General features: G+C 64.4%; 29 protein-coding genes. 19 read left to right on the forward strand and 10 right to left on the reverse strand.

The window, feature by feature from the left end; all coding sequences use genetic code 11:
- Entirely contained in the window at nucleotides 1-792 is a 792-nt protein-coding gene (locus L1O03_RS01775; RefSeq protein ID WP_236117693.1) for a siderophore-interacting protein, read from the reverse strand.
- Between the two features lie 411 nt (nucleotides 793-1,203).
- Between L1O03_RS01775 and L1O03_RS01780 the strand changes: the two genes are divergently transcribed.
- From L1O03_RS01780 to L1O03_RS01795, 4 genes are all read left to right on the forward strand, one after another.
- Nucleotides 1,204-1,599, forward strand: coding sequence for a hypothetical protein (locus L1O03_RS01780; RefSeq protein ID WP_236117694.1), 396 nt, complete (start codon nucleotides 1,204-1,206; stop codon nucleotides 1,597-1,599).
- Between the two features lie 3 nt (nucleotides 1,600-1,602).
- Nucleotides 1,603-2,325 (forward strand): hypothetical protein, encoded by a 723-nt coding sequence (locus L1O03_RS01785; protein ID WP_236117695.1) that lies wholly within the window; start codon nucleotides 1,603-1,605, stop codon nucleotides 2,323-2,325.
- Between the two features lie 225 nt (nucleotides 2,326-2,550).
- Entirely contained in the window at nucleotides 2,551-3,285 is a 735-nt protein-coding gene (locus L1O03_RS01790) for an ABC transporter ATP-binding protein (protein WP_236117696.1), read from the forward strand.
- Entirely contained in the window at nucleotides 3,282-4,661 is a 1,380-nt protein-coding gene (locus L1O03_RS01795; RefSeq protein ID WP_236117697.1) for an ABC-2 family transporter permease, read from the forward strand. The genes L1O03_RS01790 and L1O03_RS01795 overlap by 4 nt, the downstream gene beginning before the upstream one ends.
- Here the strand turns inward: L1O03_RS01795 and L1O03_RS01800 are convergent.
- From L1O03_RS01800 to L1O03_RS01825, 6 genes are all read right to left on the reverse strand, one after another.
- Nucleotides 4,654-5,256 (reverse strand): response regulator, encoded by a 603-nt coding sequence (locus tag L1O03_RS01800; protein WP_236117698.1) that lies wholly within the window; start codon nucleotides 5,254-5,256, stop codon nucleotides 4,654-4,656. The genes L1O03_RS01795 and L1O03_RS01800 overlap by 8 nt on opposite strands.
- On the reverse strand, nucleotides 5,253-6,377 hold the full coding sequence (locus tag L1O03_RS11590) for a sensor histidine kinase (protein WP_236117699.1): 1,125 nt from the start codon (nucleotides 6,375-6,377) through the stop codon (nucleotides 5,253-5,255). Before L1O03_RS11590 ends, L1O03_RS01800 begins: the two co-directional genes overlap by 4 nt.
- Nucleotides 6,378-6,455: 78 nt before the next feature.
- Nucleotides 6,456-7,760: a hypothetical protein gene (locus L1O03_RS01810; RefSeq protein WP_236117700.1), complete on the reverse strand. Its 1,305-nt coding sequence runs from the start codon at nucleotides 7,758-7,760 to the stop codon at nucleotides 6,456-6,458.
- Nucleotides 7,761-7,827: 67 nt separating this feature from the next.
- Entirely contained in the window at nucleotides 7,828-8,613 is a 786-nt protein-coding gene (locus L1O03_RS01815) for an ABC transporter permease (protein WP_236117701.1), read from the reverse strand.
- Entirely contained in the window at nucleotides 8,606-9,415 is an 810-nt protein-coding gene (locus tag L1O03_RS01820) for an ABC transporter permease (RefSeq protein ID WP_236117702.1), read from the reverse strand. The genes L1O03_RS01815 and L1O03_RS01820 overlap by 8 nt, the downstream gene beginning before the upstream one ends.
- Nucleotides 9,412-10,395, reverse strand: coding sequence for an ATP-binding cassette domain-containing protein (locus L1O03_RS01825; RefSeq protein WP_236117703.1), 984 nt, complete (start codon nucleotides 10,393-10,395; stop codon nucleotides 9,412-9,414). Before L1O03_RS01825 ends, L1O03_RS01820 begins: the two co-directional genes overlap by 4 nt.
- Nucleotides 10,396-10,652: 257 nt before the next feature.
- On the opposite strand from L1O03_RS01825, the gene rplN reads away from it, so the two are divergent.
- The 4 genes from rplN to L1O03_RS01845 all read left to right on the forward strand — a co-directional run bounded on the left by rplN (nucleotide 10,653) and on the right by L1O03_RS01845 (nucleotide 12,859).
- Nucleotides 10,653-11,021, forward strand: coding sequence for a 50S ribosomal protein L14 (rplN, locus tag L1O03_RS01830; RefSeq protein WP_236117704.1), 369 nt, complete (start codon nucleotides 10,653-10,655; stop codon nucleotides 11,019-11,021).
- The gene (rplX, locus tag L1O03_RS01835; protein WP_236117705.1) at nucleotides 11,021-11,335 is read left to right on the forward strand and encodes a 50S ribosomal protein L24; all 315 of its coding nucleotides are present in this window, start codon (nucleotides 11,021-11,023) and stop codon (nucleotides 11,333-11,335) included. The genes rplN and rplX overlap by 1 nt, the downstream gene beginning before the upstream one ends.
- 2 nt (nucleotides 11,336-11,337) lie before the next feature.
- A complete protein-coding gene (rplE, locus tag L1O03_RS01840; RefSeq protein ID WP_236117706.1) occupies nucleotides 11,338-11,898 on the forward strand; it encodes a 50S ribosomal protein L5 in 561 nt (186 codons plus the stop codon).
- A gap of 175 nt (nucleotides 11,899-12,073) precedes the next feature.
- Nucleotides 12,074-12,859, forward strand: a complete 786-nt coding sequence (locus tag L1O03_RS01845; protein ID WP_236117707.1) for a formate/nitrite transporter family protein — start codon at nucleotides 12,074-12,076, stop codon at nucleotides 12,857-12,859.
- A gap of 45 nt (nucleotides 12,860-12,904) precedes the next feature.
- On the opposite strand, the gene L1O03_RS01850 is transcribed toward L1O03_RS01845, so the two are convergent.
- Genes L1O03_RS01850 through L1O03_RS01860 form a run of 3 tightly spaced genes read right to left on the reverse strand, consistent with a single transcriptional unit; the run spans nucleotide 12,905 to nucleotide 14,879 of the window.
- On the reverse strand, nucleotides 12,905-13,732 hold the full coding sequence (locus L1O03_RS01850; protein WP_236117708.1) for an aldo/keto reductase: 828 nt from the start codon (nucleotides 13,730-13,732) through the stop codon (nucleotides 12,905-12,907).
- A gap of 30 nt (nucleotides 13,733-13,762) precedes the next feature.
- Entirely contained in the window at nucleotides 13,763-14,608 is an 846-nt protein-coding gene (fdhD, locus tag L1O03_RS01855; RefSeq protein ID WP_236117709.1) for a formate dehydrogenase accessory sulfurtransferase FdhD, read from the reverse strand.
- The gene (locus tag L1O03_RS01860) at nucleotides 14,592-14,879 is read right to left on the reverse strand and encodes a DUF6457 domain-containing protein (RefSeq protein ID WP_236117710.1); all 288 of its coding nucleotides are present in this window, start codon (nucleotides 14,877-14,879) and stop codon (nucleotides 14,592-14,594) included. The genes fdhD and L1O03_RS01860 overlap by 17 nt, the downstream gene beginning before the upstream one ends.
- Before the next feature lie 293 nt (nucleotides 14,880-15,172).
- Here L1O03_RS01860 and rpsH point away from each other — a divergent pair, with 293 nt between their 5' ends.
- From rpsH to infA, 11 genes are all read left to right on the forward strand, one after another.
- A complete protein-coding gene (gene rpsH / locus L1O03_RS01865) occupies nucleotides 15,173-15,571 on the forward strand; it encodes a 30S ribosomal protein S8 (RefSeq protein ID WP_236117711.1) in 399 nt (132 codons plus the stop codon).
- A gap of 17 nt (nucleotides 15,572-15,588) precedes the next feature.
- Nucleotides 15,589-16,125, forward strand: a complete 537-nt coding sequence (gene rplF, locus L1O03_RS01870) for a 50S ribosomal protein L6 (protein WP_236117712.1) — start codon at nucleotides 15,589-15,591, stop codon at nucleotides 16,123-16,125.
- A gap of 3 nt (nucleotides 16,126-16,128) precedes the next feature.
- Nucleotides 16,129-16,530 carry a 50S ribosomal protein L18 gene (rplR, locus tag L1O03_RS01875; protein WP_236117713.1) on the forward strand — a complete coding sequence of 134 codons (402 nt, stop codon included), beginning with the start codon at nucleotides 16,129-16,131 and terminating at the stop codon, nucleotides 16,528-16,530.
- Nucleotides 16,531-16,571: 41 nt separating this feature from the next.
- Complete coding sequence (gene rpsE / locus L1O03_RS01880; RefSeq protein ID WP_236117714.1) at nucleotides 16,572-17,183, forward strand: 30S ribosomal protein S5; 612 nt, start codon at nucleotides 16,572-16,574, stop codon at nucleotides 17,181-17,183.
- Between the two features lie 3 nt (nucleotides 17,184-17,186).
- Complete coding sequence (gene rpmD, locus L1O03_RS01885) at nucleotides 17,187-17,372, forward strand: 50S ribosomal protein L30 (protein WP_236117715.1); 186 nt, start codon at nucleotides 17,187-17,189, stop codon at nucleotides 17,370-17,372.
- 7 nt (nucleotides 17,373-17,379) lie between these two features.
- The gene (gene rplO / locus L1O03_RS01890) at nucleotides 17,380-17,829 is read left to right on the forward strand and encodes a 50S ribosomal protein L15 (RefSeq protein WP_236117716.1); all 450 of its coding nucleotides are present in this window, start codon (nucleotides 17,380-17,382) and stop codon (nucleotides 17,827-17,829) included.
- Between the two features lie 351 nt (nucleotides 17,830-18,180).
- Nucleotides 18,181-19,500: a preprotein translocase subunit SecY gene (gene secY, locus L1O03_RS01895; RefSeq protein ID WP_236117717.1), complete on the forward strand. Its 1,320-nt coding sequence runs from the start codon at nucleotides 18,181-18,183 to the stop codon at nucleotides 19,498-19,500.
- Nucleotides 19,497-20,042 (forward strand): adenylate kinase, encoded by a 546-nt coding sequence (locus L1O03_RS01900; RefSeq protein ID WP_236117718.1) that lies wholly within the window; start codon nucleotides 19,497-19,499, stop codon nucleotides 20,040-20,042. The genes secY and L1O03_RS01900 overlap by 4 nt, the downstream gene beginning before the upstream one ends.
- A gap of 70 nt (nucleotides 20,043-20,112) precedes the next feature.
- The gene (gene map, locus L1O03_RS01905; RefSeq protein ID WP_236117719.1) at nucleotides 20,113-20,919 is read left to right on the forward strand and encodes a type I methionyl aminopeptidase; all 807 of its coding nucleotides are present in this window, start codon (nucleotides 20,113-20,115) and stop codon (nucleotides 20,917-20,919) included.
- 57 nt (nucleotides 20,920-20,976) lie between these two features.
- Complete coding sequence (locus tag L1O03_RS01910) at nucleotides 20,977-21,702, forward strand: L,D-transpeptidase (protein ID WP_236117720.1); 726 nt, start codon at nucleotides 20,977-20,979, stop codon at nucleotides 21,700-21,702.
- Nucleotides 21,703-21,881: 179 nt separating this feature from the next.
- The gene (gene infA, locus L1O03_RS01915; RefSeq protein ID WP_003854422.1) at nucleotides 21,882-22,100 is read left to right on the forward strand and encodes a translation initiation factor IF-1; all 219 of its coding nucleotides are present in this window, start codon (nucleotides 21,882-21,884) and stop codon (nucleotides 22,098-22,100) included.
- The last annotated feature ends 111 nt before the right edge of the window (nucleotides 22,101-22,211 follow it).

The raw sequence follows: 22,211 nt of genomic DNA on the forward strand, positions 1-22,211 counted from the left end.
TTAAGCCCTCGCGGCGCCGACGCGCCAGTATCCAGAGAAAAGAATCGACGTCTTTTCCATCTTCCATTCGCGAACCAGATGTCGACGTACTTGCTTTGCAAGCTGTGCCTCGCCACACGCCCACGCATGGTGGAGAGTCCACGGGCCCCGCCGCTTCAGGTCCTCGACGACCGCCTCCGCCTGCGTATCCACATCAGCACGCACGACGCTGAAGGTGGCGAGCCCTTCCGCGGCATCCAGGAAGCCGGGCTCCAGGTGTTCGTCGTCGGGGGTTGCGACGATGAGGTGGGTGCGGGCGCGTTCGGTGGCGTCGAGAATCTCGAGGATTCGACGCGCGGCCGGCGCCGCCGTGGGGTCGGCGACAATGAGCCGTTCCCCGTCGACGAGGTGCCAGGTGGCGGAGAGTGTGCGGTAACCGACTGTGTCGCCGGGCTGGGCGTCGAGGGCGAAGATGGTGCCGGGGCCCGTGCGGCCGTGGACGAGGATGTCTACGTCGATCTCCGCGCTTTCCGGGCGGTGATGCCGGATCGTGTACCACCGCAGGTCCGGGCGGACCTCCTCCGGGATGGCGTTGAGCTCGGCGCGGACGTTGATGCTGGAGGCATCGGGGAGGTGCAGTTCCGCGCCCTTCGGCGGGAGGATGAAGCCGAAGTATTCATCGGCCTCCGGTGTGAGCTGTGCGATCTCAGGAGCCGTGATGGTGATGCGGCGAAGATGCGGGGTGAGCTCCTCATTCTTAGTAACAGTGACGGCAAAGCACGCGTGGCTTTGTGGTTCCGGGGGAAGGTCCATCGTACGTGCGGCGCCTTTCCTCACTGCGTGGAGGAAAACTTCCATGGCACGGTCTTTGAGACTCATATCATCCTTAGGCTCGTAGGGGACGGCGGAAGAGAAGTGGCTTCTCTCAAGAGTAATGCACAGGCTACCCTAATCTGTAAAGATAGTCGAGGGACGAGGCGTGCATTCCTTCCTTTGGTAACTCATGCTGAGGGGTGCGGTGGGTCTGCCTAAAAAAAGGTGCATTAGCAAGAGGACTGCGAAGAACATGCACGCGGGAGAAGTGATGAGTATGACGAAGAAGGTCATGATTATTGCGTTCGCCTATTTTGGCGTCACCATCGGGGCGGGCTTTGCCTCCGGGCAGGAGATTCTGCAGTATTACGTCCCCTATGGAGTATGGGGGATTGCGGGAGGGGGGCGCTGGTGTCACTCATTGTCATGCCACTCATTGCGATGGTGATCCTTCAATATGGCAGCTATTTTCGGGCTCGTTCTCATGGCGAAGTATTCACTTTACTCGCGGACAAAGTGACCTCCCGAGCGCTCGATTATGGCTTGTGTCTCTCTCAATTCTGCGTGGGATTCGTCATGTTGGCGGGGGCAGGTGCGAATCTTCATCAGCAATTTGGCGCGCCGTTGTGGGTGGGATCAACACTCATGCTTGTCCTCGTGTTGGTTGTGGGAATGCTGGATGTGGACCGCGTGACCCGCGTGATCAGTGCGATCACCCCGCTGATGGTGCTTCTTCTTATCGTGGCTGCAGTCTTTGCCTTGACGCACCCGATGCTGGAGGTGAGCGAGGCATCGGCAATGGCTTAGCAGATGGTGGAGTCGCCGCTTCCCACCTGGTGGTTGTCCACCTTCAACTACCTCGGCCTCGCGATGTTCTCTGCAATTTCTATGGCTATGGTCATTGGCGGGTCGGAATGGAATCCACGCGTGGCCGGCCGCGGCGGATTCGTCGGTGGGCTCATGTTCAGTGTTATTTTGCTGCTCGTCATGATGGGCCTTTTGGTGCGCATTCCCTCCGTCGGGGAGAGCGCCTTGCCCACACTGAAGCTCTTCAACGATCTCAACGGGACGCTCGGGATTGTTGCCGCCGTGGTAACCTATCTGATGATTTTTTCCACCACCATCGGCATTTTTTATTCGCTGGGTCGGCGCGTCACTGTCCATTATCCTGACCGATTCCACGCTGCCTTTATTGTTCTTACTCTCGTGGGATTTGGGTTGAGTTTCTTCGACTTCACCCAGCTCGTGGCCACGGTGTTCCCTGTACTCGGTTGGGTGGGCATTCTCATTATTCTGCTCTTAGCAGCAACATGGTTGCTCCATGGGCGGGAGAAGATCGGCAAGGAGACCCGTCGGAGGGATAAAATCCGTGGGCTTATTCTCCGCAAGCTTGATCCCCGGCAGAAGTTCTTACGCCGTCACGAGGAATCCCCCGTGGCCCTCGTCAACGATGCAGAAGACGAGCTGCCTGGCAGCTATCGCCGGGCATTACGTAACGAGATCATCGAGGATGCCCTCGTCGAGCTGAAGTAGGAGTCCGCGTCCGGCGAGGAGGCCGGTACTCTGACCGCTGTTGAGGCGTGGGCAGACGGGGAGCTCACCGAGCTGGGCGAAAGCCTCAAGGGGGAGAGGCCATCGCCGGTGGAAGAGGAAGAACCGGGAAAGTGACTCCTCTGACTCCTCCTCAGGGAGGATAAAGCGGCCTACCCCTCCCAGGGGAGGAGGTGCTTCCGCCCCCTGCCTTCTACTGTGAACGGCATGGTAGACAGACTTTCACCCGGCCCCTCATCTGGACTCCTTCTTCGCGACGTGTGCGTGGACTATGGTCGCTCTCCTGTCGTGCAGGGCGTGTGTCTCCATGCCACGCCCGGGCGAGTCTATGGTCTTCTTGGGCTCAATGGCGCGGGGAAGTCGACCCTGTTTTCTGCGGTCCTCGGGCTGGTTCCGTTCGGCGGGACGATCACTGTTGATGGCCATCCCGTGGACCTCACCCAGGTTGGCGCGAGTATCAACGGGCCGGCGCTGTATCCTCACCTGTCTGCGAGGGGAAATCTCTCCGTGCACGCCCTGCTCACGGGCACGGACCCAGCGCGCATCGACGAGGTTCTTCAGCGTGTGGAGCTGCACGCCGGGCGCAAGCGCGCGGGATCCTTCTCGACGGGAATGAAAGCGCGCTTGTCGCTGGCGATGGCCCTACTCACGGACCCGCCGCTCCTCATCCTCGATGAGCCCCAAAATGGGCTCGATCCCCAGGGCATCAAGGACCTCCGGGAGCTCATCCGTTCGCTCGCTGCGGCGGGAAAGACCGTGGTCATGTCCTCGCACCAGCTGGGGGAGGTCGCCCATATCGTCGACGATGTGGGAATCCTCGCCGGCGGAGAGATCCGTTATGAGGGGCCGCTCACTGGTCTCGCCGAGCCCGGCGAGAATCTGGAAGACGCGTTCTTCCGTTTGGTTCGGAATACGCCGAGCATCGAAGGGGAAGAGCGATGAGGTTTCTGCGCGCAGAGATTCTTCGCTCCTGGCTGAGCCTCCGGTTCTTTCTTCCCCTCATCGCTGTGCTGTGCGCAGCGCAGGCCGCGTCGATTAATGCGGGGATCCGGGCTCTCGGCGGGCAGGCGGGTCTCGCCGCCCTTCACCTGTATGCGGTGGGGGTGGTGGTGCCATTGGGCCTGCTGACGTCGGTGATGACGGAGTACGCGGAGGAGCGTCAGCGCTATGGCGGGTTGCTGTGGCGGCCATGTGAGAAATGGAAGGTGCAGGGCGCGCGTCTTGCGGTCACCATGGGTTACGCGCTGATCGGTCACGTCTGCGCCTCGCTCATCGTTGTGGGAATGAACTGGCAGTTTGTGCTCCTCGAGACGACGGTCTTCGTGGGCGCCTATGGGGTGGGGCTGCTGCTCTGGTCGCTGGCAGGGCGGGGGAGCGTCGGCCTGAGCATTCTCCTCGGCTTGGCGTGGGATGTTCTCTCCATCTTCCGCGCCGAAACGCCCTCCTGGTACCTCAATCCGATGTGTTGGGCGCTACGGGCGAGCCTCCCGGTCTTCGGCGTCCATGCGAATTCCGTTCCCGCCGACGACGGCAGCGTGGCCGGAATTGACCCCGTGCTACCAGCGCTGCTCCACCTCGTGATGGGCGGTGCGTGCTGGGCCGTGGCGGTGGCGATGTACCGGCTGCGCAGCGCTCAACCGCGGGCGGAGAGAGCTCAACGAGAAGTGCCGCTGCGCGGCGGCCACGGGCGCACCTCCGCTGCACGGGCGATGATGCTGCCCCTGCCCTGGCGTGTGTGGGTTGGGCTGAGCGTCGTCATGATCCTGGGGCTCGGTGCCATGCGCATGCGCTATGGAACGACGGCAGCCACGGGCGCGTATGCCCTCATCTGCGTCCCCTCGGGGGCGTTGATGGCGGGGACGATGGCATGGCGTGCGCATCGAGATGCCTGGCGTGGACTGGTGAGCCGTGCCGGGCGAGACCGAATGTTTGGGGCCCTGCTCACGGTGGTGTACCTGCCCCTGATGGTCGTCTGCGGGGTGGGAGGGGTCATCGCCACGATGGGCGATGGTGGGCCCTATTCGCTGATGGTCATGCCTGGGGTGCTCGCGATGATCCTCGTCATGGTCTGTTGGGGCTCGGCGAGATCACTGAGTGCCACGATCATCGGGTGGATCCTCCTCCTCATCTGGAGCCTCATGGCCGGGGCGAGCATCCTGGCCGACAACGGACTCTGGTGGCTGAGTGCCCCGTGGAGCTGGGTGTGGGTGGCGCATGAGCATCCGGAGCACTGGGTGGTCATCGTCGTCCTGACATGGGTCGTGGCCGGCGGGTTGCGGGTTCTCGCGCGCCGGGACATGCGCCATCGGATCAAATAAGCCCTTGATGGGCGGCCCAGATGACGAGGTTCACGCGATCAGTTGTCCCCGTCTTGTGGAGAAGATTCTTCACATGGCTTTTGACAGTGGTCTCGGCGATCACGAGCCTGGCACCAATATCGCGGTTGCTCAGTCCTTGGCAGATGAGCCGGAGGATCTCGCTCTCCCGGTCGGTCAACCCCGGCACGGGCAGGGCGTGGTGGGGCTGGTGCACGTGGCGAAGGACCATCGTCGTCACCGCCGGGTCAAGGTAGCCCTCACCACGGGCGACGCGGCGGATGGCGTCGAGAAGAACCGCGGGCGGAGAGTCTTTGAGGAGGAAGCCTTGGGCGCCGGCCTCGAGGGCGGCGAGGACGAGGGATTCCTCGCGGAAGGTCGTGAGCATGAGGGAGGGGCAGGAGAGCCGGCGAGCGGCCTCGATCCCATCCATGACGGGCATGCGAATATCAAGGACTGCGACATCGGCGGCATAGCCGAGCGCCTCCTTGCCGTTGTGCGCCGCGCGAACGACCGTCATGTCCGCCTGGGAGGAGATGAGCATGCTAAAGGCGGCTCGGACGGCGGCTTGATCTTCAGCGAGGATGACCTTGATCATGGCACAGTAATCCGGATGTGAAAGGTAGTGTCCGTGGTGGTATACGCCATGCTACCTATGTCGGAGATGCGTTCTTCTACGCTGCGAAGGCCTGTCCTCGTGCCGGGGCCGGGTGTGCCGAGAGGGTTTTCTGCCTCCAGGTGGAAACCCGAATCAGTGATGCGGAGGCGGAGACTCCCAGGGGCAGCACCGTGCTTGAGCGCGTTCGTGCTGATCTCCTGGACCGCCCGGACTAGGGCGATGCGGTAGCGAAGCGGCCAGGAGCCCGTGGCCTCGAAGCTGGCGGGCAGCTCGGCCGCGATACCGCACCGCTGCACGATGGCGGGAATCTCTGCCGGGTCGATTGAGGGCGGGTCAGCGTCGTTGAGGGCCTCCACCAGTGCGCGCACATCCGCCAGCGAACGGTCTGCCAGATCGATGATCTTGTCGAGCGCGCCGCGTGGTTCGCCCACGTACTGTGCCGTCTGCGCACTCACCTTGATAGCGGTGAGTCCGTGGCCGACGACGTCGTGAAGCTCGCGGGCTAGGGCGATGCGTTGGTGCAGCATAGCCTCGTGGACGGCACGATGGTGCGCGATGCTCCTCGTCCTGATCCGCTGGGCCAGCACATAACACCCCATCACCAACAGAACGGCGGGGACCCCGAAAGGGGCGATACGGTGGGTCGAGAATCCACCAAAGATCGGTGGGGCGACGACCATGGGATTCATCACTGCTCCCGCTGCAGCGAGCATGGCATACAGTGCTCCCCCGGAGCCCCATCGGGTCACCGTCCACAGTGTCAGCGGGGCGGCGAGGAGGATGGGATTGATCCCCAGGTTGACGGGGGTGAGTGCGAACACCACGAGGAGGAGCACGAACAGGCACGCGGTGATCGCGGCGGCTACCTGGAGGGCAATCTTGCGGAAGAGAGAGGTGACGGCAATGCCGAGGTGGATGACCGGCTCGATGACGTACCACCGCAGGGGGCCGTGCTCGATGATGAAGAGTACATCCAGCACCACGCAGAGAAAGAAGAATCCTGACCAGGCGAGATCGGCGATGGGAAAGGGGCCGCACCACCACCGCGTCCGGGACCGCCAGTCGAGGGGATCGCGGAGGGAAGCGGAATCGTCAATCACAGAAAACAGTGTAAGAAACCCCGACGGCGCGGGGGTAGCCGCAGGCTCGTCGGGGTGGGGGAGGGCGGGACGTCCGCTTTAGCCTTCTGTGCTCACGATCTCGTCGGGGGTGTGGGGAAGCTCCACCTTGAGGGCTTCCTTCTCCCCGTTGAGGTCGATGACGTGGAGGGTGTTGGTCGACGGGTCCGTGACGTAGGCAATGTGACCCTGGACGGAGAGCGCCGGGCGCGGATCCTGCCAGGTCTCGGACTCTTCCCACGGGCTGATGACGTTGATCGTCTTGGTGACGGCGCCCTTCTCCAGGTCAATGAGGTGGAGGTTGCCGTCGGTGCCGAGGACCACGCCCAGGCCGTCCTTATTCACGCCAAGAGAGCGGAAGGTGTAGGAGGTGCCCAGGTCCACGACGGTGAGCTTGCCCGTGCGGGTGTCGGTGACGGAGACCTTCTCGGGGCGCTCGAGCTTCTCCTCGTCGGCGGCCTTCTTGTCGGTCTTGTAGTCACCGAGGACGTACGGGGACTCCGTGGTGCCCGCCTGGTTGCCGATGCGCGCGTAGGCGTCCTCGGCCTTCACCTTGGTGACCTCGCCATCCTTGTAGATGAGGCCGCCATCCGTGCAGCCCACGAAGACGGCGCCATCAGCGGCTTCCTTCGCGCCGTGGACGCCGGGGCACTGCTCGAAGCGCTTGATCTCGGTGCCATCGGCCTTCACCTGGGCCACGCCCAGACGCTTGCCCTCCTGGTCAGAGACGGTGACCATGTAGGTGCCATCGTGGTTGAGGTGGGCGACGCCGTGGTGCGGGGTGGGCACCTTAAAGGCGTCCTCGACGGAGAAGTCCTCGAGGTTGATGGTGGTGACGGTGCCGTTCTCGTCGTCGAAGAGCACGGTCTTTTCACCATCGGTGGTGACGTGGCCGGGCTTGGCGGCCTCCGCGGAGAAGCCGGTGAAGGAGGGATCACCCGCGTAGTAGTGGGAGTGATCGCCGTGGGGGACGTGGTAGGAGCCGATGTCCAGCACCTCGAAGGCATTGCCCGTCGAGACGAAGACGTGGCGGCCGTCGCCCGCATCGTTGAGGCGGAGGTAGCCGTCCTTCTCGAGGTCCTTGACTACCTCGGGGGCCTTGCCCTTGTCCAGGTCGCCAGCGTCGAGAACCATGACGCCGCCATCATAGGAGAGGGCGATACGCGGGGTCTGGTGGCGAACCTCGGGAAGCTTGGCGGCTTCCGAGGGAGCGGTGACGTTGGGGGTCACCTGGGCGGCCTCGGCGGCGGTGCTCGCGGAGGATTCGGCGGAGGAACTGGGGGCCTCCCCGCCCTGGCTGGTGCAAGAGGCGAGGAGGACAGCAGAAGCGGCAATCATGCCGGTGCGCAGCAGGAACTTGGACATACTCTTAAGAAGACCACAGATGATAATTGTTTTCAAATGTTCCTGTTGGGAAGAATTCGGAGTTCTCTTAAGAGTGGGAGGGGCGTCGACCATGCTGCCATCGACGACGGAAGCTGAGCAGCGCCAGCGAGCCCAGGACGAGGATGATCCCCAGCGCCCAGAGGAGGCAGAGTCCCACCCGTTCGGGAGCGCCGTCGTTGAGCGAGATGAGCATGACGACAACGTGGGTGACCGGGTTGTTGCGGACGAAGGGACGGACGGCGGAGACGTAGGCCTCCGCGGAGACCAGGCCTCCTGAGAGGAAGAGCACGCACATGAGGAGGGGTGTCAGCGCCATGAGGGACTCGGGGGTGTCGGTGAGCTGCGAGACCAGAGCGGAGAGCGTGGCCGTGCACAGCGAACCGATGAGGATGAGGAGGAGGAAGCCCACCACCGTGCCGGGCCTCTCCATGCGCATCCCGCAGATCATCCCGACGATCCACACGGTGAGCCCCGCTGCGACGCTGCGGAGCACGTAGTAGAGGAATTCGCCGAGGAAGAGGGGCAGCGGACCGGAGGGGAGGGAGGCGACGCGGCCGCTCAGTCCCGACGTCCGGTCCCGGATGGACTCGGCGGCGGCATAGGAGAAGCTCATCCATTGCGCCCCGAGCACCATGAGGGTGCACAGCGGAATGAGGTTGAGGGCCTCCGTGCCTTGGGCGGTGCGGATGAAGTCCCCGAAGAGGATCCTCATGATGAGGAACATGATCGAGGGGACGAGGAACGTGTTTGTCACGTTCGACATGGTCCGGAAGAAGCGGATGATGAGGCGACGGGTCGTCGCGAACGTGTAGGCCAGGACAGAGTTAGACACGGTGACCTCGCTTCAAAGCAAAGCTGAAACCCCAGAACCCGCATACCAGGAGCACGATGAGCCAGGCGAGCGCTTCCCAGGGATGATTCTCGGCGCCCAGGTGCCCGGCCATGAGGCCGCGGAGCGTGTCGAGCAGGACGGAGATCGGCAGGTGGGCGATGACGTCGCGGACCCAGGAGGGAAGGGCGCTCGCCGGCACGAAGGCGGTGGAGAGCATGAGGATCGCGATGGTCAGACCCTGGAAGGTAAAGGATGCGGAGACGGGGTTCTTTGCCAAGAGGCAGAGCCCATCGCAGCCCGCGCACAGCGCAAGGGAGATGAGGATTGCGCCAAGGAAGAAGGCCAGCGTCCACAGCGGCCCCCCGTGGAAGCGCGCCCCGCAGAGCATCGCGACGACGAGGACCAGCGTCCCCGACCATAGTGTTCGCGTGATGTCCGCCAGCATGCGGCCGGCCACGATGAGCCAGGTCGGCGACGGTAAGCTGAGCAGCCGCTGATGGAAGCCGTCCTCGGCATCCTGGGACACCGCGAGCGTCGATCCGCCCGCGGCAAAGATGATCGCCTGCATGACGCCCGCGGGAAGCAGGTAGTCCGCGTAGCTGTCCATGAAGGCCTCGGCGGACTGGGAGAAACTCGCGTAGAAGGCGAGGAAGAACACCGAGGGGATGAAGAGCGCCGAGATCATGACGGATTGGTTGCGCAGGGTGTGCGCCACGTCGCGACGCCACAGCGCGGAGAGCGCCGCCCCGCCGCGGGCCCGCCGACGGTGGCCCTGCGCCGGCCTATCGAGGGTCACGCTCATGGCTTCTCCCCCGAGGCTTTCTGGGCGACATCCCCCGAGTCGGCGACGGCCATGTAGACGTCATCGAGGCTGGGTGGGGTCATGGCGGCGTCGATAATGGCGTCCTCCGAGCCGTTCCACAGGCTGAGAATGTGCACCATGTCGCGGTAGCCATTGGGGGCGATGACGCGCGGGGCGGGGCCAGCCTGTGCCTCGTCCGCGAGCTCATAGCCCTCCGCGGTGATGGTGCGGCGGAAGGTATCGGCGTCGGCGTCCTCGCGGAAGGTGACGGTGCACAGCGGTGTGCCGTAGCGGCCCTTGAGCTCCTGGGGTGTGCCCTCGTCGATGACGACGCCCTCCGCCAGCACCGCGATGCGATCCGCGAGCGCATCGGCCTCCTCGAGGTATTGGGTGGTGAGGAGGATCGCCGTGCCGCTGTGGCTCAGGTCCTTGATCATGGCCCAGACATCGGCGCGGCTCGCGGGATCGAGGCCCGTGGTGGGCTCGTCAAGGAAGAGCAGCGAGGGCGGCACCATGAGGGAGACTGCGATATCCAGCCGGCGGCGCATGCCCCCCGAGTAGTCGCTCACGCGACGGTCTGCCGCGCCCTCGAGGCCGAACTGGCTCAGCAGCTCCGCGGCGCGCTCAGCGGCCTCTGCCCGCGTGAGCCCGGAGAGCAGACCGAAGTACCGGAGGTTTTCCCTTCCCGTGAGGATGGGGTCGACGGCAGCGTATTGCCCGGTGAGCGCGATGGACTGCCGAATTCCGGCGGGATCTGTGGCGAGGTCATGGCCATCAATGCGCACCGAACCCTTCGTGAAGGGGAGGAGCGTGGAGAGGACATTGACGAGCGTGGTCTTTCCGGCACCGTTGGCACCGAGCACCGCGACGATGCTGCCGGCCTCGATGTTGAGGTTCACCCCGCGGAGAATGTGAGCGCGCGAGGAGCGAGAGCCCAGCTCACAGTGGAGGTCGCGAACCTCCAGCGTTGGATCACTCATGTGACTTCCTTAATGCTTATGATATTTCGTGATTGAGCATAATCAAACACTAAGGTGGGCGCAATATATGTGGGGGGAGGCGGGGGCGGAGCGCGGATGCGGCGGCGTCATTTGCGCCGATCGGGGGCCATGTGTGATAATGCTCGGGTTGCTTGTGGGGGTGTTGACCCCTGCGAGTCGCGCATAATCCCGACCGCGTGCGTGAGGGTCGGTAATTCCGCGCACAACTGTCATCCAGGTCGAAAAGGAGACTCTCAGTGATTCAGCAAGAATCGCGCCTGAAGGTCGCCGACAACACCGGTGCCCGGGAAATCCTGTGCATCCGTGTCCTCGGTGGCTCCACCCGGCGCTTTGCTGGCATTGGCGACACCATCGTGGCCACTGTTAAGCATGCAACCCCCGGCGGAAGCGTGAAGGCTGGCGACATCGTCAAGGCTGTGATCGTCCGCGCGAAGAAGGAAACCCGTCGTCCCGACGGCTCCTACATCGCGTTCGATGAGAACGCCGCCGTCATCATCCGTAACGACAACGAGCCTCGCGGCACCCGCATCTTCGGGCCGGTCGCTCGCGAGCTGCGCGAGAAGAAGTTCATGAAGATCGTTTCTCTCGCTCCGGAGGTGATCTAATGAAGATTCACAAGGGCGATATGGTTCTCGTGATCTCTGGCCGGGACAAGGGCGTCAAGGGCAAGGTTATTCAGGCTTTCCCGAAGACCGAGAAGGTTCTGGTTGAGGGTGTGAACCGCGTCAAGAAGCACGTCGCGAACTCCGCTCCCGAGCGTGGTGCTGAGTCCGGCGGCATCGTGACCCAGGAGGCCCCCATCCACGTGTCCAAGGTGATGGTTCTCGACTCCGACGGTAACCCGACCCGCGTCGGCTACCGCTTCGATGAGAACGGCCGCAAGGTTCGCATCTCGCGTCGCAACGGGAAGGACATCTAAGAATGGCTGAGAATTACACCCCCCGTCTGAAGACCACCTACCGCGACGAGATTCGTACCAAGCTCCAGGACGAGTTCAAGTACGAGAACGTCATGCAGATCCCCGGCCTGACCAAGATCGTGGTCAACATGGGTGTCGGCGACGCTGCTCGCGACTCCAAGCTCATCAACGGTGCGATGAACGACCTGGCCCTCATCACAGGCCAGAAGCCGCAGCTGCGTCGCGCTCGCAAGTCCATCGCGAACTTCAAGCTCCGCGAGGGCATGCCGATCGGCGCGAAGGTCACCCTCCGCGGCGACCGCATGTGGGAGTTCCTCGACCGTCTGCTGACCGTCGCTCTCCCGCGTATCCGCGACTTCCGCGGCCTGTCTGACCAGCAGTTCGATGGTCACGGCAACTACACCTTCGGTCTCACCGAGCAGACCATGTTCTACGAGATCGACGTGGACAAGGTTGATCGTCCGCGCGGTATGGACATCACCGTTGTCACCACCGCGACCAACGACGAGGAAGGCCGCTTCCTTCTCCGCCAGCTCGGCTTCCCCTTCAAGAAGAACGACTAAGGCGGTTCACCCCTCGCGGTGAATGCAGCATCCACCCCGCTCCTCTTCCCAGCGAAGAGCAGCGGGGTTTATGCGTTCTGAGCAGTGCGGATGGGGAGTCCTGCACGCGCGAGGCGGTCATGTCCGGCCCTGAGATTAAGATGAGCCCAACGCGTCAATGCACTAAGGAGTTCTCATGAGTCTCACCGAGGCCGTGGCGGCCGCCGTCACGAAGAAAGACACCCTCTTCCGGGAGGACCTCCCGCGCTATAGCGTGCGGGCCATCCTCGCCGGGGCGTACCTCACCCTCGGCACCGCCTGCGCTGGGGTGGCCGGGCAGGCGGTGAATGGGCTCGCCCCCGGGCTTGGGCCCATTGTGTTCTCCCTGCTCTTTGGCCTGGGGCTCTTCAGCATCATCATCTTGGGTGCCGAGCTTGCCACAGGGGACATGATGTTCTTCAGCTACGGGGCGGTACAGAAGGACGTGAGCTGGGGTCGCGCGGTGGGGGTGGTTGTGGTGACGACCGTGCTTAATCTCGTGGGCGCCGTCATTATTGCTGCAGGCATGGGGGTCTCAGCCAAGCTCGGCGGCATGGACCCGCAGCATCTCATCGCCACACTGAGCGAGGGCAAACTGGCAAAGACCCCCGTCCAGCTCTTTGTTGAGGCAATGATGGCGAACTTCGTGGTCAACATGGGGATCGTGGGGGCGATGTTCGCCAAGGAGCTGGTCTCCAAGTTCTTCGTCATCGTCCCCATCATCGCCATCTTCGTCATGCTGGGGCTCGAGCACGTCATCGCGAACTTCTCGCTCATGAGCCTGACGTTCTTCGCCGGCGCCGAGCTGCCGCCGCACATGACCCTAGGCGCTGTCCTGCTCAACTGGGTCCTTGTCTTCCTCGGCAACTTCGTCGGAGGAGGGCTCCTCATCGGAGGAGTCTACGCCTGGCTCAACCGGGGCCCGGCGGCCTACCGGGACTAGTCGGGGCGGGCCGGGAGGCGGTGGACCGCGGCCCAGGCCCGGGGTTTAGAACTCCTCGTACTCGGCGGGGTCCTGGTCCCACAGCCGGTGCGGGTGCCCCTCCGAGATCCCGGAGATGGTGGCCACCGTCGTGTCGTCGAGTGTGACGCGCGCAGCCTCGAAGTTGTCGCGGAGGCGCTCCGGGTGGGAGGTCCGCGGGAGCGGGATGAGCCCGCGGGTGTGGTGCCAGGCGAGGATGAGCTCCGCCACGCCGGTGTGGTGCTCCTCGGCAAGGGCGCGGAGCGTCGGGTGGTTGAGCAGCTCGCCCCGGCCGAGCGGGCTCCACGACTCGACGGCAATCCCGTGATCCTGGTGCCAAGCGACCGCCTCATCCTGGGGGAACATGGGGTGGATCTCCAGCTGGTTGACCTCGGGAAGCTCGGCGCTCACCGAGTGCAGCTCCTCGATGTGCTCGGGGAGGAAGTTGCTCACACCCAGGTGCTTGACCAGGCCGCGCTCGCGGGCGTCGAGCATGGCCGCCCAGGCTTCGGTGAAGTGGCCCTGCTTGGGGTTGGGCCAGTGGATGAGGAGAAGATCAATGGCGCCGTGTCCCAGGCGGGCCGCCGACTCCTCGATGGCCCGGTCCGCCAGGGGGCGCTCGTGGTAGCGGCCGGCGAGCTTGGTGGACACGATGATCTCCTCGCGCTCAACACCCGTGCGGGCCAGCGCCCGACGGATCCCGAGGCCGACGGCCCCCTCGTTCTCGTAGTTGTAGGCGGTGTCGATGAGCCGGTAGCCCGCCTCGATCGCCGAGTCGACGATGCCGGCGCCCTCCTCGCCGCGGAGGTAGACGGTCCCCAGGCCCAGGTGGGGGAAGGTGAGTGTCTCGGACATTGATCTCAACCCTTTCCGATAATGGAGGTCTTATCCTATATCTCCAGCATAGAGATTGAACCGGTCGCCGCGCGTGAATCCGGCCAGCAGGAGACCGGAGGTCCGGGCCATCTCCACGGCCAGGGACGTCGCCGCGGAAATGGCAACAAGCCCCGAAAAACCCGCGCTCAGCGCCTTATTGACCAACTCGAAGGAGGCGCGCGAGGTCATCACCAAGAGGAGCTCCGAGGCGGGAAGCTGCCCCCCGCGAAGGAGGGCACCCACCACTTTGTCGGCCGCGTTGTGCCGGCCCACATCCTCGCGAACGAGGAGAATCTCCCCGTCGGTCGTCGCCACCCCTGCGGCGTGGACCCCGCCGGTGCGGCGGAAGGACTTCTGCTCGGCGCGAAGGCGCTCGGGCAGGCTCACCAGAACATCCGGCGCCGGATGGATGGGAACCACGCGTTCCCCGTCCCGCTGCGCCATGATCTGCTCGATGCTGCTCGATCCGCAGACCCCGCAGGCGGATGTCGTGGTGTTCGTGCGCAGGAAGTTCACGGGGACGGGGGAGCGGCGGGCGAGATCGAGGTCGAGGACGTTATAGGTATTGGTCCCGCCGGGACCCACCGCGCCGGGGCAGTAGCGGGCCTCGCGGATGTCCTCGGCGGAGCGGATGATCCCCTCGGTGTAGAGGTAGCCGTGGACAAGATCGATGTCATGTCCCGGCGTGCGCATGGTGGTGGCAAGCACCTGGCCCTTCGAGCGGATCTCCAAGGGCTCCTCGACGATCACCTCGTCGGCGCGCTGATCGCGCAGCCAGGCGTCGTCGGCCCCGGGAGCGGCGGAGGGGCGCCGGGAGAACCGCTGGGTGGGGACGCGTTTAGTGAGCCTCGTCATCGGCGTCCTTCCACGTGGCGGCGAGGTCACGGATCCGCATAAGGCGCGCGCGGATGTCATCGGCGGGGGAGTTGGGGCTCAGCGACAGCCCGACGAGGAACGCCGTGAGCGGCGCGGCCGGGCGCGACGGCCCATGGGCGACTGCCTTGGTGAGGTCGAGGACATCGTTGACGGCGGGGTCGAGCACGGTGGGATCAACGCCAACCTCCCGGGCGACGTCAGCAAGCCACCGCCGCGCGGTGCGGACTGCAGGTTCGTCTGGCTCGGTCATGGGTCCACCATAGACCCGTCGAGGTACCGGCGCGGGAGGGATTTTGAGAAACATGGCAGAGACGGTAATGTGGGTCGGCGGACTCGTGTGCCCTTCGGGGCGTCCACGACGATCCGTGAACGTAAACATCCCTCCTTTGTTAAAGGCCCCCCGCCATGATGCGGACCGTGTGATCAGAGGCAGCGAGCGCCCCATGTTATTGAGCGTGGGGAGCGTGAAGTGGCCCAGAGAATGCACGGAAAACGCCAGGTGGGCCGGGGAACCATAACGAGAAAGGTACGAGGTCACTACATATGACCATGACTGACCCCATCGCCGACATGCTGTCGCGCGTGCGTAACGCGAACCACGCGTACCACGAGCACGTGTCGATGCCGTCCTCCAAGCTGAAGGCTCACATCGCTGAGATCCTCAAGCGCGAAGGCTACATCAAGGACTACAAGGTCGAGGAGGCCAAGGTCGGCAAGACCCTGTCCATCGACCTCAAGTACGGCCCGCAGCGCGAGCGCTCCATCTCTGGTCTGCGCCGCGTTTCCAAGCCGGGTCTCCGCGTGTACGCCAAGTCCACCAACCTGCCGCAGGTTCTTGGCGGCCTGGGAATCGCGATCATTTCCACCTCCCAGGGCGTCATGACTGACCGCCAGGCGAATGAGAAGGGTGTAGGCGGAGAAGTCCTCGCCTACGTCTGGTAAAGGAGGAGTGAGACAGAATGTCGCGTGTCGGTAAGAATCCGATTGCTATTCCGTCCAACGTCGAGACCAAGGTCGACGGCCAGCTCGTCGAGGTGAAGGGGCCGAAGGGCACCCTCTCCCTCGAGGTTCCGGCCCCGATCAGCGTCGCCGTTGAGGACAACCAGATTGTGGTCACCCGTCCGGATGACCACCGCAAGAACCGCTCCCTGCACGGCCTCTCCCGGTCGCTCGTCAACAACATGGTGATTGGCGTGACCGAGGGCTACACGATCAAGATGGAAATCTTCGGCGTGGGCTACCGTGTCCAGAAGAAGGGCAGCAACCTCGAGTTCTCCCTCGGCTACAGCCACCCGATCCTGATCGAGGCCCCGGAGGGCATTGAGTTTGCCGTCGACGGCAACACCAAGTTCTCCATCTCCGGTATCAACAAGCAGCAGGTCGGCCAGATCGCCGCCAACATCCGTCGGCTGCGGAAGGATGATCCTTACAAGGGTAAGGGCATCCGTTACGAAGGCGAGCAGATCCGTCGCAAGGTCGGAAAGGCGGGTAAGTAAAGTATGAGCAACACTGAGAACCAGAAGCGCGTGCCGGTGGGTAAGGACATCTCCACCCGTCGTCGCCAGGCTCGTGCCCGTCGTCACTTCCGTATCCGCAAGACCCTGCGTGGTACCCCGGAGCGTCCGCGTCTCGTGGTCCACCGCAGCTCGCGCCACATGACCGCCCAGATCATCGACGACCTGGCCGGCCACACCCTGTGCGCTGCCTCCAGCATGGAAGCGGATGTCCGCGCCATGGAGGGCGACAAGAAGGCGAAGGGCGCCAAGGTTGGTCAGCTCATCGCTGAGCGCGCCAAGGCCGCTGGCATCGAGAAGGTCGTGTTCGACCGCGGTGGGTACAAGTACCACGGCCGCGTCGCTGCACTGGCCGACGGTGCACGTGAAGGTGGTCTGGAGTTCTAAATGGCCATCATGAACAAGAACCTCAACGGAAGGATCGCGTAATGCCGGGACGTGAACGGCGTGACGGCGGACGCACCGCCGACAACAACAAGAACGAGCGTCGCGGCGGCCGCAACGACCGCCGCCAGCAGGACGAGCGCAGCCAGTACATCGAGCGCGTGGTGACCATCAACCGCGTCGCGAAGGTCGTCAAGGGTGGTAAGAACTTCAGCTTCTCCGCTCTCGTCGTCGTGGGTGACGGCAACGGCCTCGTGGGCGTCGGCTATGGCAAGGCCCGCGAAGTTCCGGCTGCTATCCAGAAGGGTGCCGAGGAGGCCCGGAAGAACTTCTTCCGCGTCCCGCTCATCAACGGCACCATCCCGCACCCCATCCAGGGTGAAGACTCTGCGGGCATCGTCATGATGCGCCCGGCCGCCCCCGGTACCGGTGTGATCGCCGGTGGCGCTGTGCGTGCCGTGCTGGAGTGCGCGGGCGTCCAGGACATCCTCTCGAAGTCCCTGGGCTCCGACAACGCCATCAATGTCGTCCACGCGACCGTGGCCGGCCTGAAGCAGCTGGCGCGCCCCGAAGAGGTGGCTGCCCGTCGTGGCAAGTCCATCGAAGAGGTCGCCCCGGCCCGACTGCTGCGCGCCCGCGCAGGTCAGGAGGCGTAAACCATGGCACTCAAGATCACTCAGCTCAAGGGCACCGTCGGTACCAAACCGAAGCAGCGTGAGAACCTCCGGAGCCTCGGCCTCAAGCGCATCCGCCACAGCGTGGTCCTGCCGGACACCCCCCAGGTGCGCGGCATGATCAACGTGGTGCGCCACCTGGTCTCCGTCGAAGAAGTGGCAGGAGAGTAGATAAACCATGAGCGAACCGATCAAGCTCCACGACCTGCGTCCTGCCAAGGGCGCCAACAAGCCGAAGACCCGCGTGGGTCGCGGTGAGGCCTCCAAGGGTAAGACCGCCGGCCGTGGTACCAAGGGAACGAAGGCCCGCAAGCAGGTCTCGGCAGCGTTTGAGGGTGGCCAGATGCCGATCCACATGCGCCTGCCGAAGCTCAAGGGCTTCAAGAACCCCAACCGTGTGGAATTCCAGGTTGTCAACGTCGACGACCTGGCGAGCGCCTTCCCCGAGGGCGGCGACGTCACCAAGGCTGACCTCGTCGCCAAGGGCCTCGTCCGCAAGAACCAGCCCGTCAAGGTGCTGGGCAACGGCGAGATCTCGGTGAAGGTCAACGTCACCGCTGACAAGTTCTCCGGCTCCGCCAAGGAGAAGATCGAGGCCGCTGGCGGCTCGGTCACCGAGAGCAAGTAGCGACACACCGCTTCCGCTCCACAGCGAGCATCACACCGGCCCCCATCTCTGAACTGAGGTGGGGGCCGGTTTTTTATTCTCGACGACGTCCCGCGCACGAAATCCAGCCCGGCTCACGCTGCCCGCCCGGGGAGGTCAAGCAAGGTCGCCCTGAGTGTCGCGGAGCATTGCGATGGGCCTCGGGGCGCGGGGGAGTGCCCGATGAAAGAGATCCCGGGGCGGAGCTGGTAGCATAGCGGGGTCAGTCTGTATCCACTGCCCTCAGCTGGGCAGGAACAACGAGAAGACGCCTCTGGAGTGGCGCGCCTGGCCGGGAACGGCGGGGCGCTCCCGCGGGGGCCAGGAGGATAAGTGTCTGCCATAATCCAGGCATTTCGGGATAGGGATCTTCGCAGGAAGATCCTCATCACCGTTGCGTTGATTATCCTGTACCGCATTGGTGCGCAGATCCCGTCGCCCGGCGTGGACTACGCGATGATCTCCCAGCGTCTGCACGACCTGGATCAGGATTCGGGGATCTACACGATGGTCAACCTGTTCTCCGGGGGCGCCTTGCTGCAGCTCTCGGTGTTCGCCATCGGCATCATGCCGTACATTACGGCGTCGATCATCGTGCAGCTCCTCACCGTCGTCATCCCCAAGTTCGAGGAGCTGAAGAAGGAGGGGCAGTCGGGTCAGACGAAGATGACCCAGTACACCCGCTACCTCACCCTCGCACTGGCGGCGATGCAGTCCGCCGGCATCGTGGCTCTCGCGGACCGGGGGCAGCTGCTGGGCCAGGGCGTGCCGGTGCTCGTCCAGGGCCACACGGTGTGGGACCTCATCCTGCTCGTGGTGGTCATGACCTCCGGCGCGATCCTCGTCATGTGGCTGGGTGAGATCATCACCGAGAAGGGCGTCGGTAACGGCATGTCTCTGCTCATCTTCGCGGGCATCGCTACCCGCATCCCGCGCGATGGATCCCGCATCCTCGCCGACTCCGGCGGAGTGGTCTTCGCCGCCGTGACCGTCGCGATCATCATCCTCGTCGTGGGCGTCGTGTTCGTCGAGCAGGGCCAGCGCCGCATCCCGGTCCAGTACGCCAAGCGCATGGTGGGGCGCCGCCAGTACGGCGGGACCTCCACCTACCTCCCGCTCAAGGTGAACCAGGCGGGCGTGATCCCCGTGATCTTCGCCTCCTCCCTCATCTACATGCCGGTGCTCATCACGCAGATTGTGCAGTCGGGCAAGGTGGGGAACCCGGATAACTGGTGGCAGCGCAACGTCATCCAGTACCTCCAGACGCCCTCCTCGTGGCAGTACATTGTCCTGTACTTCGTGCTCATCGTCTTCTTCTCCTACTTCTACGTCTCGGTGCAGTATGACCCGAATGACCAGGCGGAGAACATGAAGAAGTACGGCGGCTTCATCCCCGGGATTCGCCCCGGCCGGCCCACGGCCCAGTACCTGGGGTTCGTCATGAACCGGCTGCTGTTCGTCGGCGCGGCGTACCTCGCGATCATCGCGGTGCTGCCGAACATCGCGCTGGACCTCGGCGTCGGCGACGTATCATCGGGCATGACGGGCTTCGGTGGAACCGCGATCCTCATTATGGTCTCCGTGGCGCTCACCACCGTCAAGCAAATTGAAAGCCAGCTCCTCCAAAGCAACTACGAAGGATTACTGAAATGAGACTTGTCCTCCTCGGCCCTCCCGGCGCAGGTAAAGGCACCCAGGCTGCGCTTCTCTCGGAAAAGCTCGGCATCCCGCACATCTCGACGGGCGACCTGTTCCGCGCCAACATCGGCGAGGGCACCCCGCTGGGCATCGAAGCGAAGCAGTACATCGACGCCGGCAAGCTCGTCCCCACGGACGTGACGGCCCGCATGGTGGAGTCCCGCCTCGCGGAAGAGGACACCAAGGACGGCTTCCTGCTCGACGGCTTCCCCCGCACCGTCGAGCAGGCGGACATCCTCGAGGAGCTGCTCGCCAAGCACGGTCAGAGTCTCGACGGAGTGCTGAACTTCCAGGTGTCCGAGGACGTCGTCGTCGAGCGCATGCTCGCCCGCGGCCGCGCCGATGACAACGAGGAGACCATCCGCACCCGCCTCGGCGTCTACCGCGAGGAGACCGCCCCGCTCATCGAGCACTATGGCGATGCGATCATCACCATCGACGCCGAAGGCACGGTGGAAGAGATCAACGAACGGGCCCTCAAGGCCCTGGGCCGCTAAGCCCGGACCCTGCGCCCCGGCACTGTCCCCGCGACGGTGGCCGGGGCCTTGTCTTTCTGAAGGAGAACTCATGGCTTTTCGCCGCAAGAACCGCGTCATCATGCCGCGCACCCCGGGAGAGCTCGACGCCATGCAGGCGGCCGGGGAGGTCGTCGGCCGCACCCTCGCCGAGCTGCGTGCCCAGGCCCGCCCGGGTATGAGCACGCTGGAGCTCGACACTCTCGCAGAGGAACTCATCCGCGCCGAGGGTGCGACCCCCACCTTCCTCGGCTACGAGGGGTTCCCCGGCTCCATCTGCGCCTCGGTCAATGACGTCATCGTGCATGGCATCCCGTCGAAGGACGTCATCCTGGGGGAGGGGGACCTGGTCTCCATTGATTGCGGGGCCACCCTCGACGGCTGGGTGGGGGACTCCGCGCTCACCTTCGGCATCGAGGAGCTGGACCCCGAGGTGCAGGCCCTCAACGAGGCCACGGCATGGATCCTCGAGCAGGGGATCACGCAGATGGTTCCAGGCAACCGCCTGACAGACATTTCGCACGCGATCGAGAAGGCCACCGCGGAGGCCGCGCGCCGCTACGGCGTGGAGCTGGGGATCGTCGACGGCTATGGTGGGCACGGAATCGGGCGGGAGATGCACGAAGACCCCTACCTGCCCAACGAGGGCCGCGGTGGGCGCGGACCGCGGATCGCCGAGGGCTCGGTCCTGGCGATTGAGCCCATGATCTGCATCGGCAGCGGAGACAACGAGGAGCTCGACGACGGGTGGACCGTCGTCACCCTCGAGGGCGGCGCCTCCTCCCACTGGGAGCACACCGTGGCGGCCACCGCCGCGGGCCCCCGGATTTTGACGCCGCGACCTGGGGAAGGGCGCTAGCGCCACGCGGTCTGTGTCACGGCAATAAACCCTGGGACATGTGTTATAGTCCGTGACATGTCCTATAAACCCCGTCATGCCAAGCCGTCTCGGACGAAGCAGCGCGTGAGCCTTGTTGCCTCCTCCGGGGCGGTTGCGGCGAGTATCGCCCTGGCCCCCGGGCAAGCACATGCTGCGGAAGCCCCCAACCTGTCCTCCACCGTCCCCGCGCTGCCCAGCCCCCAGGACATCGCTCGTCAGCTCGACCAGCAGTCCCGCGACTGGGTGTGGGCCAACCGCAACGCCCTCCAGCAGCAGGCTGGAAACCTTCCGCCCGGATCCTCGGACCAGGCTCGCCAGGCTATCGACGGCGCTGTGAACAGCATCTACCCCGGACTCATTGAGGAGCGCAGCGGTGCCGCCGCCCAGCCGGCCCCCGCTCCGGCCGCCCCGAACAACCCCTGTCCGGCGGACGCCAAGGCCTGCGTGGACCTCGGCGCCCAGCAGTCCTGGCTGCAGGAGGATGGCACCATCGTCTACGGCAAGGTGCCGATCTCCTCGGGTCGCGCGGGCAGCGAGACCCCGAAGGGCTACCACACCGTCACCCGCAAGGTGCGCGATGAGATCAGCTACGAGTTCAACAACGCCCCCATGCCTTACTCCGTGTACTTCACGGCAGGCGGCGTGGCCTTCCACCAGGATGACGTCAACGTTCCCTCGGCTGGCTGCGTGCACCTCAACCACCAGGACGCGGTGCACTACTTCGACACGCTGAATGTTGGCGACGTGGTCTACGTCTTCTAAGGTCTCAGCGTCGAGAATTTTTCTCCGCCCCCGTTCCTTCCCGCACGGAAGGGGCAGGGGCGGCTTGCGTTTATGCAGGTCGGTAACTAAGCTAGCCCGGTGGTGTGGAATGCCGCACCGCCACGAGAAGCAGTAGAGATCAAGACGCCCAGGTCATGGGCGTCGGGAATGCGGAGGATATGGCTAAGGAAGGCGCAATTGAGGTTGAGGGCCGCATTGTCGAGCCCCTGCCGAACGCAATGTTCCGTGTCGAGCTGGACAACGGGCACAAGGTACTCGCCCACATCAGTGGGAAGATGCGTCAGCACTACATCCGTATCCTGCCCGAAGACCGCGTGGTCGTGGAGCTTTCTCCCTATGACCTCACGCGCGGCCGCATCGTCTACCGCTACAAGTAATTTTCCGCCTCCCTGCTCTGGGCGTGATGCCTGAGCCTCAAGCTCGGTCACACCTCACACACCTTCGGCCACGGTGGCTGAAGCCCCACGCGAACATGGCGTGGCCCCCGG

The organism is Corynebacterium uropygiale (genome assembly GCF_021568315.1).
Lineage (GTDB): Bacteria > Actinomycetota > Actinomycetes > Mycobacteriales > Mycobacteriaceae > Corynebacterium > Corynebacterium uropygiale.

Excerpts from the sequence above, each read along its gene's own strand:
- infA (WP_003854422.1), top strand. The coding sequence starts at position 21,882 with ATGGCTAAGGAAGGCGCAATTGAGGTTGAGGGCCGCATTGTCGAGCCC.
- L1O03_RS01820 (WP_236117702.1), bottom strand. The coding sequence starts at position 9,415 with ATGAGCGTGACCCTCGATAGGCCGGCGCAGGGCCACCGTCGGCGGGCC.
- rpsE (WP_236117714.1), top strand. The coding sequence starts at position 16,572 with ATGCCGGGACGTGAACGGCGTGACGGCGGACGCACCGCCGACAACAAC.
- L1O03_RS01900 (WP_236117718.1), top strand. The coding sequence starts at position 19,497 with ATGAGACTTGTCCTCCTCGGCCCTCCCGGCGCAGGTAAAGGCACCCAG.
- L1O03_RS01785 (WP_236117695.1), top strand. The coding sequence starts at position 1,603 with ATGGTGGAGTCGCCGCTTCCCACCTGGTGGTTGTCCACCTTCAACTAC.
- L1O03_RS01910 (WP_236117720.1), top strand. The coding sequence starts at position 20,977 with ATGTCCTATAAACCCCGTCATGCCAAGCCGTCTCGGACGAAGCAGCGC.
- rpsH (WP_236117711.1), top strand. The coding sequence starts at position 15,173 with ATGACCATGACTGACCCCATCGCCGACATGCTGTCGCGCGTGCGTAAC.
- L1O03_RS01790 (WP_236117696.1), top strand. The coding sequence starts at position 2,551 with ATGGTAGACAGACTTTCACCCGGCCCCTCATCTGGACTCCTTCTTCGC.
- L1O03_RS01860 (WP_236117710.1), bottom strand. The coding sequence starts at position 14,879 with ATGACCGAGCCAGACGAACCTGCAGTCCGCACCGCGCGGCGGTGGCTT.
- rplR (WP_236117713.1), top strand. The coding sequence starts at position 16,129 with ATGAGCAACACTGAGAACCAGAAGCGCGTGCCGGTGGGTAAGGACATC.
- rpmD (WP_236117715.1), top strand. The coding sequence starts at position 17,187 with ATGGCACTCAAGATCACTCAGCTCAAGGGCACCGTCGGTACCAAACCG.
- L1O03_RS01850 (WP_236117708.1), bottom strand. The coding sequence starts at position 13,732 with ATGTCCGAGACACTCACCTTCCCCCACCTGGGCCTGGGGACCGTCTAC.
- fdhD (WP_236117709.1), bottom strand. The coding sequence starts at position 14,608 with ATGACGAGGCTCACTAAACGCGTCCCCACCCAGCGGTTCTCCCGGCGC.
- L1O03_RS01825 (WP_236117703.1), bottom strand. The coding sequence starts at position 10,395 with ATGAGTGATCCAACGCTGGAGGTTCGCGACCTCCACTGTGAGCTGGGC.
- rplE (WP_236117706.1), top strand. The coding sequence starts at position 11,338 with ATGGCTGAGAATTACACCCCCCGTCTGAAGACCACCTACCGCGACGAG.
- L1O03_RS01775 (WP_236117693.1), bottom strand. The coding sequence starts at position 792 with ATGGACCTTCCCCCGGAACCACAAAGCCACGCGTGCTTTGCCGTCACT.
- rplX (WP_236117705.1), top strand. The coding sequence starts at position 11,021 with ATGAAGATTCACAAGGGCGATATGGTTCTCGTGATCTCTGGCCGGGAC.
- rplF (WP_236117712.1), top strand. The coding sequence starts at position 15,589 with ATGTCGCGTGTCGGTAAGAATCCGATTGCTATTCCGTCCAACGTCGAG.
- L1O03_RS01800 (WP_236117698.1), bottom strand. The coding sequence starts at position 5,256 with ATGATCAAGGTCATCCTCGCTGAAGATCAAGCCGCCGTCCGAGCCGCC.
- map (WP_236117719.1), top strand. The coding sequence starts at position 20,113 with ATGGCTTTTCGCCGCAAGAACCGCGTCATCATGCCGCGCACCCCGGGA.
- rplO (WP_236117716.1), top strand. The coding sequence starts at position 17,380 with ATGAGCGAACCGATCAAGCTCCACGACCTGCGTCCTGCCAAGGGCGCC.
- L1O03_RS01845 (WP_236117707.1), top strand. The coding sequence starts at position 12,074 with ATGAGTCTCACCGAGGCCGTGGCGGCCGCCGTCACGAAGAAAGACACC.
- L1O03_RS01810 (WP_236117700.1), bottom strand. The coding sequence starts at position 7,760 with ATGTCCAAGTTCCTGCTGCGCACCGGCATGATTGCCGCTTCTGCTGTC.
- L1O03_RS01795 (WP_236117697.1), top strand. The coding sequence starts at position 3,282 with ATGAGGTTTCTGCGCGCAGAGATTCTTCGCTCCTGGCTGAGCCTCCGG.